This is a genomic window from Vibrio ichthyoenteri ATCC 700023 (genome assembly GCF_000222605.1).
GTDB lineage: Bacteria > Pseudomonadota > Gammaproteobacteria > Enterobacterales > Vibrionaceae > Vibrio > Vibrio ichthyoenteri.
Genome location: NZ_AFWF01000183.1, coordinates 1 through 8,145, shown reverse-complemented (window position 1 = coordinate 8,145; position 8,145 = coordinate 1). Strand labels below are relative to the sequence as shown.

The window sequence follows — 8,145 nt, the reverse complement described above, 5'->3', positions numbered from 1 at the left end:
CTTAACATACTAAATAAAACGCCAGCTAATTCGCTGGCGTTTTTATTTGGTATGTCTGTGATGATACCGATGCTTTAAACCACAAACTTATTCAATAACTCATCTTGCTGACGAACGTGACCTATCTGTTCGTTCATCGCTTGATTTGATTGAATCGCCGCATCAGAAACCTGTGTCGACAAGTCTTTAATACGCACGGTATTACTGTTAATTTCTTCGGCAACCAGACTCTGCTCTTCTGCCGCAGATGCAATCTGCATATTCATATCGGTAATGCTTTGAATGATATTACGGATCTCTTGCAGTGACTGATCCGCTTGTTGGGCATGGATCACCGCAATATCTGCCGTTGATTTACTTTCATTCATCGCACTAGAAACCGAGCTTGCACCCGCTTGTAGCTGCTCAATCATACTGCGAATTTCTGTCGTTGATTGTTGAGTACGCTGAGCAAGAGTACGAACTTCATCTGCTACCACAGCAAAGCCTCGACCAGAATCCCCTGCACGCGCAGCTTCAATCGCCGCATTCAAAGCCAATAGATTGGTTTGGTCGGCAATGTCGTTGATCACTTTCAAGATAGTCTCAATATTAGAGGTAGCCGATTCAAGCCCTGCCACTTCTTCTACCGCTTGATCAACACGCAATGACAGCTGGCCAATTGCACTGGTGGTATCGCTAACTACTTGTGAACCCGCAATACTTGCCTGCTCTGCTTCTTTTACTGCTTCTGAAGCACCTTGGGCATTATTTGCCACTTCCATCGCCGTTACCGACATTTCATGCATTGCTGTCGCGAGCTGTTCAAGCTCTTCCAACTGGCTTGCAACCGCCACTGACGCTTGCTGAGCTCCCACGACCGATTGTTCTGAACCCATCAGAATTTCAGCACTGATCGCTTTAGATTGAATCATTTGCTGCTGCAGATTTTCAGTAAAGGTATTGAAACCTTTCGCCAGCTCAGCAAACTCTTCATCAGTATTGGTGTCTAGGCGTTGAGTTAAATCACCTTGGCCCGATGCGACGTCTTGAATAGCAGAATTTAACGCCACTAATGGACGCATCAATACCTTGATAAGGAATGACAGCACTAGCACACTCAGTATCAATGCAATCACGGTATAAATCATCGAGCTATTTCGCATGTCATCAATGGCCGCAAATGCCACAGACTCATCGACAAGTGCACCCACATACCAACCTTCAGATCCCACCTTAGTTAATCGTACAAGGTAAGGCTTACCATCACGCTCAAATTTTTGTGAGCCTTCTTTGATGCTAATTTGCGGCAAGTAACTATCTAGTTTATCACCGTTTCTTTGCGCATCAGGGTGAGCGATAGTGGTGCCATCCTGTGTCACAATAAACAGGTAGCCCGCATCAAATAAATTGGTTTGGTTAACCAAGTCTGCGAGTGCATTTAACTCAACATCATAAAAGAGACTGCCAACAAACTGACCAGCATCCATCACTGGCGCACCAATTGAAATAATCACTTTCTTGGTGGTAGGGTCAACGTAAGGACTGGTCACGACAACTTCACCGCGGCTTTTTGCCTCGGTGTACCATGGGCGAGTGCGTGGCTCATAGCTCGACTCAACTTCCCAACCATCGTCGTTTTCAACTAAAGAACCGTCCGCTTCATAACCAAAGCCGACCGCAATAAAACTTTGCTTTACTACCGATGTCTCTAGAACGTCCGACACATAGTCACGGTTATTTGGATCAAGCTAGATCATTTCTGATACCGACTTAGCCAAAGCACGTTTATCGTTCATTTCAGCGCTAACGGCGGTGCTTACTCCTTGTTCTAATTCAGTCAAGCTCGTATCAACCAAACTCTCAACTTCATTCTTAACTAATACTGATTGCTGAACTGACAACAGCACAACCGTAACTAGTAGCAACGCTGAAGATGCCGCCACTATTTTCTGACTAAACTTCATAATCTATCTCGCCTGTAGACAACCACTTCTCTAAGGTTTTTATCGACAGGATAAGGAAAGAGTTTAATGCTATTTTTACATTTTCTTACAACCGATCATTCCAAACCACGTAAGCAAATGATTTAATAGAAAAAAGCCAATCTCGCTAAAGATTGGCCGCTTATTTTTTCTACCTATTTTTGTCAGTGTTTTCCTACGCCACATCCTGCTCTTCGGGCCCAGGCAGCGCATTCCACACCGCCTTAACCAAGGTGCCTAGCGGAATAGCAAAGAAGACTCCCCAGAATCCCCATAAACCACCGAACACAAGTACCGCGACAATGATCGCCACAGGGTGAAGATTAACAGCCTCAGAAAACAGGACAGGTACCAATACGTTGCCATCTAATGCTTGGATAATTCCATAGGCAATCAGTAGATAATAAAACTCTGGCGCTAAGCCCCATTGAAACAAGCCAACAATCGCGACCGGAACGGTAACCGCTGCCGCGCCAATATAAGGAATCAAAACCGAGAAGCCCACCGCAACGGCCAGCAAAACGGAATAACGCAAATCCAAAATGGCAAAGGTGACATAACTGACGCTACCGACAATCAAGATTTCCATGACCTTGCCGCGAATATAGTTTGAGATTTGTTCATTCATCTCATCCCACACTTTGGTCGCCAATTTACGATTGCGCGGCAACATACCACTCGCCATCGCAATCATCTCTTCTTTGTCTTTTAATAAAAAGAACACCAACAATGGCACCAAAATCAGGTAAACCGCCAAAGTCGCAATGCTGACTAGCGAAGCCAATGAGCCTTTGACTACCGTTTCACCGACGCTGATCACTTGGTTTTTGGCATTGGTCACCAAGGATTCAACGATCTGAAAGTTGGCTAACTCTGGATATTTCACTGGCAATTCAGCAATTACTTTTTGCAGACCAGCATACATATTAGGAATATCGTTAATCAGGTTGCCTACTTGCTGCCAAATGGTCGGCACCAAGCCAAAAATAGCAATAATCGCTAACGCAAAAAATGACACGATCACCAATACTACCGCTAACGTTCGCGGAATACCGAGACGGGATAAGCGTGCAACGGGCCACTCAAGTAAGTAAGCAAGCACTATCGCCACCAATAGTGGTGCGATAAGGTTGCCGAAGAAATAGATTGTAATAAAGCCAAAAAATAGAATCGCGACTAAGCTAACGGCGTGTGGATCGGAAAAGCGTCGTTTATACCAACGACTCACCATTTCTAACATCTAACTAGGTTCCTTTCATCACGTTTAAAGAGTAATAGTTACAAAGCTCAACACACTCAATTTCGAACTGGTGTTGGCTAAGAAAGCGGATAATATCTGACTTTGAACTGGAGTCTTGCACGAGAATCGTACATGTTTCACCTGCCATCATTTCGACAACATGACGCTTAGCAAGCAATAAAGCGAGAGGGCAACGCTGATCGCGTAAATCTAAATTCGACAACGTCATTCCTCGTAAAAATAATCAGTTATATTGCAGACATTGTATACTTAACAGCATGAAATTGCTCGCCGAGACTCCCTTGGCTCCCAAATTCTTGCCACTTCGCGTGATAAGGCGGAAATATCAGATAACTTTATTTGCTTTGAAACCCTCACAACAATAAAGTGTCTATAGCATTGTCGATATGATTCTATTCTGGTTAATGCCAGTAAACGTCAGTCATTTAAAGGGAATATTACCTGTCTAACATGTTTAAACGTACGCGATCATTGCTCGCCCTTACTGCGGCTATCACACTGGCCTTACCTGCTCATTCTGTGATGGCCAACAGCCTAGACCTGCCGGATATAGGTACTGCTGCAAGTGGTACTCTAACCATCGATCAAGAAAACCAATACGGTGATGCTTATATGCGCATGCTGCGTAATCGAGCGCCCATCATCAATGATCCCGTATTGAACGAGTATATTGATTCATTGGGCCACCGCTTAGTCGCCAATGCTGATGACGTCAAAACACCATTTACCTTCTTTATGATCCGTGATCGCAATATAAACGCATTTGCCTTTTTTGGTGGCTACGTAGCGATCCACTCAGGTTTGTTTTTGCATGCGCAAAATGAAAGTGAATTAGCCTCGGTAATGGCGCATGAAATTGCACACGTCACCCAACGCCACCTTGCCCGTAGTATGGAAGATCAAGCTCGTCGAACGCCGGCAACCATCGCCGCATTGGCCGGTTCATTACTGCTAGCCATTGCCGCCCCTGAAGCCGGCATTGCCGCCCTGACGGCAGCCACTGCAGGTAACATGCAAGGGCAGATTAACTACACTCGTAGCAATGAAAAAGAAGCCGACCGATTTGGTATTGCGACACTGTCTAAAGCTGGATTTGACGTTAGTGCCATGCCAACCTTTTTTGGTCGTCTTGCCGACGAATACCGCTACGCAAGTACCCCACCACCGATGTTGTTGACTCACCCTTTGCCACAAGATCGCGTGACCGATACTCGCTTAAGAGCACAAAATTATCCGCTGATCCGTGTTCCGGAGTCATTTGACTACCATTTGGCCAAAGCTCGCATTGTGGCGCGCTATGCCAATATCAAATCCGAAGCGGCTCTTGATTGGTTCAATCGAACTGAAAAGAAATCATCCCCAGAAATTAAAGCCACCTTTCAATACGGCCGAGCATTAGTACTGCTTGATGAACGTAAATTTGATCAAGCAGAACCGATTCTCCTCGCGCTGTATCAACAAGATAGAAATAACCACTTCTATCTCGATGCATTGGCAGATCTCTATATTGGCCTGAAAAAGCCAGAAAAAGCGTCTGAAATGCTCAGCAAAGCCTTAAAATCAGCGCCCAGTAACCCGGTGTTAATGATCAACTATGCCAACACGTTATTAGCGCAAGACCAAACAGAACAAGCGGTGCGAGTATTGCAGCGTTACAGCCATGAGAATCCGAATGACGTCAATGGCTGGCACCTGCTCTCAGAAGCTTATACCAAACTGGCTAAAAGTGATGAAGAGCTCGCAGCTCGCGCAGAGATTTTGGCTCTCAAAGCCAATTGGAATAAGGCGATTCAATATTATACTCAAGCCAGTCAACTGGCTGAACTTGGCAGTTTAAAACAAGCCAGATATGACGCACGTATCGATCAACTGATGATTCAACGTGACCGTTTCATGGCATTACAATAAATCGGAGAAATTTATGTCAGTCGTGATTTATCACAACCCTCGCTGCTCAAAAAGCCGTCAAACCTTAGAGTTGTTAGAACAAAATAACGTTCAACCACAAGTGATTAAATATCTTGAGACGCCACTGAGTGTTGAAGATCTAAAGACACTTTACACTCAATTGGAATTAAGCGAAGTGCGTGCAATGATGCGCATCAAAGAAGACATATACAAAGAGTTGGCTCTGACTGACGCCAGTGATGAACAACTCTTTAGCGCCATGGCTGAGCACCCTAAACTGATTGAGCGTCCCATTGTTGTTGCCAATGGCAAAGCCAAGCATGGCCGTCCACCTGAGCAGGTATTAGCTATTTTATGAGTTGTCGTCTGATCGTGCTTTACTACAGTCGCCACGGTGCCACAAAAGCATTAGCACGGCAGATCGCAAGAGGAATCGAATCGATTCCTCATTGCGAAGCTCTCTTGCGCACCGTAGAAGAGATCAGCCCGGCGAACCCAGTTAGCCACGATCCCATAGTGACATTGGAAGAGTTGAAGCATTGTGATGGCTTGGCAATGGGCAGCCCCGTATGGTTTGGCAATATGGCTGCGCCACTGAAACATTTTTGGGATCAAACCACACCGTTATGGATAAGTGGTGACTTGATTGACAAACCCGCCTGCGTTTTTACTTCTTCTTCCAGTTTACACGGCGGCCAAGAGACCACTTTGCAAAGCATGAAGCTGCCGCTGTTTCATCATGGCATGTTGGTGATGGGTATTCCCTACTCTGAGCCTCAATTACATACGACCCAAAGCGGTGGAACCCCCTATGGGGCCAGTCATGCCGGTCATGATTCAGCTCTGACTAAAGATGAAAGTGAACTGGCACAGCAGCTTGGCAAACGACTCGCCAAAACCGCATTAAAATTGATCAAGGAGTGATTATGTCTGATGCTCAAGCAGACCCTCAAACCGATAACTTACTAAAGGACATGCAACCGAGCACCAAAGCATTTCGCTTATTGGCATTATCTGCCAATTTGGGCTTACTCGCTTGGGTGGCTATTTGGCAAATATTCCTATCCCCACACCCACACATCAATAGCACGACACTTGCCATCGCTTGGTGTATCCCTTTGCTGCTTCCCTTACCGGGCATTTTAGCGGGCAAACCCTATACCCATGCATGGGCTAACTTTGTCTTGATGCTCTACTTTCTCCACGCGCTAACCTTACTCTACCTTGATGGTGGAGAGCGTTGGTTAGCACTGGTTGAACTACTGCTTACCAGCACCGCATTTGTTGGCAATATTCTTTACGCTCGCAGTCGAGGTAAAGAACTCGGTTTGAAATTAAAACGGTTGTCAGAAGTAGAAAAACAAGAAAAATCGAAATTTGAATAGCGTGGATTGGCGTTAAATAAAAAAGGCTTCGCAATGCGAAGCCTTTTTCTTATCTTTTCTTGTCTATACGTTATCAAGTGCTTGAGTTTCTAACGGAACATCCAGCGCCTCTTGCGGCTCTTCAACTGGAACCGGCGCAACATAGTGACCGCCTTGCCATTCAAACATTAAAATAGGCTCAGGCGGTACTGCAGGAGAGACTTGCTCAATCAATACAGGTAACGCTTGCTCAGCCGTCATCGCTTGTTCTGTCACCACACCTTCAACAGAGTTAACATCCGTTGCTGACACCACATTGGTCGCCTCAGTGACCACTGCCGGCAAAATCGGCTCAACAATCGCGGGGAGCGGAATCGCTTCACGGATACGAGAAACTTCCTGCTCAAACTCTTGAGGTGAAGTCAGTAGGTGCGCCAAGAACGTCACTTCTTTACCTTGGATTTTTAGAATATCCAGCGACGCCACAGAACTTAACTGTTGCAATTTACGTTCAAGAACAAAGAAATCAATTGCGTTATCCAATGAAGTAAAGCGAACTTTAACCGCTTCTGATGATTCACTCGCCACCACTACGCCGCCTTGCTTGGCGAAATAGTCACTGATTTGATTAATCATCTTATCCGCAGCATCGACACCACTATTGCTGCCACTCAATGGCGCTTGGCGCGTAACACCAATTGTTTTTGGCGCTTGATCATAGAGCGTCCAGCGCAAGCTATCTCCCTGAGCACGAACCACTAACACCGCATCGGCTGGGTAGCGTTGGCTTGACTGACCCACTGGCTGAGCAAATCCACCCCACAGATCAGAAATCGTAATGCCGGTGACATCATCAAAATCACCGACGGGAACAGTCAGTGGCAAGCCACGACTTTGTGCTTCCTGCTTCATTTGGGCAAGCAATGTTGAATCTGAATGTTCCCATGCAATACTGCGTTCTGACTGGCTTTCTTCCACCAACCATACCAATACATTGGCACGTTGTGCTGGCCAAATTGGTAGCTGAGCTTGGCTCAAAAGCGCGTTAATATGTGGTGCACTGAACAACATTTTTACCGTGGATTGACCAGCGATTTGCCCTTGGCTAATTTGTGCCAAATATTGCGCATTTTGTCGCAATGCTTTTTGTACCACAGGGTTGTTGATCGCTTCTTGATCACCCGATGCACGAACAACAATCTCCTTCATGCCTTCAATTCGAGCTTGTGAGTCTGGCTTTTCGACACTCTGATCCAGCACGACTTCAGTATGGTATAAATCGACATTGGTTAATGCCATTGCGGGAAAGCCTATCAGTCCCAATGCGAATAAAACTAAACGACGCATAATTTTCCTAGAATCAGTTACAGCAGCTCAAAGGTCGATAATAAGCAACTTCCGAAACCGGAGCAACCAGCATACCGTCAAATTGCGGTCTATTTACACTACAAGCACTGCGCACATTTCAAGCTGTTCCACTCACAATATCCAACATCTTTTTTAGGGTTACTCCATACTATTGATAAATGGAAGATTTATTTAATGGTTAATGTATCAACATTTGATCTAGTACAGATTGAAATCGTTTGCCATGGTGATAGAATCCTGCGAATTTTATTTTGCGTCCTCAATTCGCTTATTTTGCTAC

General features: G+C 45.4%; 7 protein-coding genes and 1 pseudogene. 4 read left to right on the top strand and 4 right to left on the bottom strand.

The annotated features are described in order from the left end of the window. Window positions 1-74: 74 nt before the first annotated feature. The 3 genes and pseudogenes from RH85_RS13000 to RH85_RS12990 form a co-directional block, all read right to left on the bottom strand. Window positions 75-1,946, bottom strand: a pseudogene (locus RH85_RS13000) (methyl-accepting chemotaxis protein). 193 nt (window positions 1,947-2,139) lie between these two features. Beyond that, window positions 2,140-3,204: an AI-2E family transporter gene (locus RH85_RS12995; RefSeq protein WP_006712933.1), complete on the bottom strand. Its 1,065-nt coding sequence runs from the start codon at window positions 3,202-3,204 to the stop codon at window positions 2,140-2,142. 4 nt (window positions 3,205-3,208) lie between these two features. Next, window positions 3,209-3,433 carry a sulfurtransferase TusA family protein gene (locus tag RH85_RS12990; protein WP_006712931.1) on the bottom strand — a complete coding sequence of 75 codons (225 nt, stop codon included), beginning with the start codon at window positions 3,431-3,433 and terminating at the stop codon, window positions 3,209-3,211. 242 nt (window positions 3,434-3,675) lie between these two features. Here RH85_RS12990 and bepA point away from each other — a divergent pair, with 242 nt between their 5' ends. From bepA to RH85_RS12970, 4 genes are read left to right on the top strand one after another with little or no spacing between them, the layout of a single operon-like run. Next, entirely contained in the window at window positions 3,676-5,133 is a 1,458-nt protein-coding gene (gene bepA / locus RH85_RS12985; RefSeq protein WP_006712928.1) for a beta-barrel assembly-enhancing protease, read from the top strand. A gap of 13 nt (window positions 5,134-5,146) precedes the next feature. Beyond that, the gene (arsC, locus tag RH85_RS12980) at window positions 5,147-5,491 is read left to right on the top strand and encodes an arsenate reductase (glutaredoxin) (RefSeq protein WP_006712926.1); all 345 of its coding nucleotides are present in this window, start codon (window positions 5,147-5,149) and stop codon (window positions 5,489-5,491) included. Then, window positions 5,488-6,057, top strand: coding sequence for an NAD(P)H:quinone oxidoreductase (gene wrbA, locus RH85_RS12975; RefSeq protein WP_006712923.1), 570 nt, complete (start codon window positions 5,488-5,490; stop codon window positions 6,055-6,057). Before arsC ends, wrbA begins: the two co-directional genes overlap by 4 nt. A gap of 50 nt (window positions 6,058-6,107) precedes the next feature. Continuing rightward, on the top strand, window positions 6,108-6,518 hold the full coding sequence (locus tag RH85_RS12970) for a DUF2069 domain-containing protein (protein ID WP_086027079.1): 411 nt from the start codon (window positions 6,108-6,110) through the stop codon (window positions 6,516-6,518). Between the two features lie 63 nt (window positions 6,519-6,581). Here RH85_RS12970 and RH85_RS12965 read toward each other — a convergent pair whose 3' ends face one another. After that, window positions 6,582-7,844, bottom strand: coding sequence for a DUF2066 domain-containing protein (locus RH85_RS12965; protein WP_006712919.1), 1,263 nt, complete (start codon window positions 7,842-7,844; stop codon window positions 6,582-6,584). Window positions 7,845-8,145: the final 301 nt, after the last annotated feature.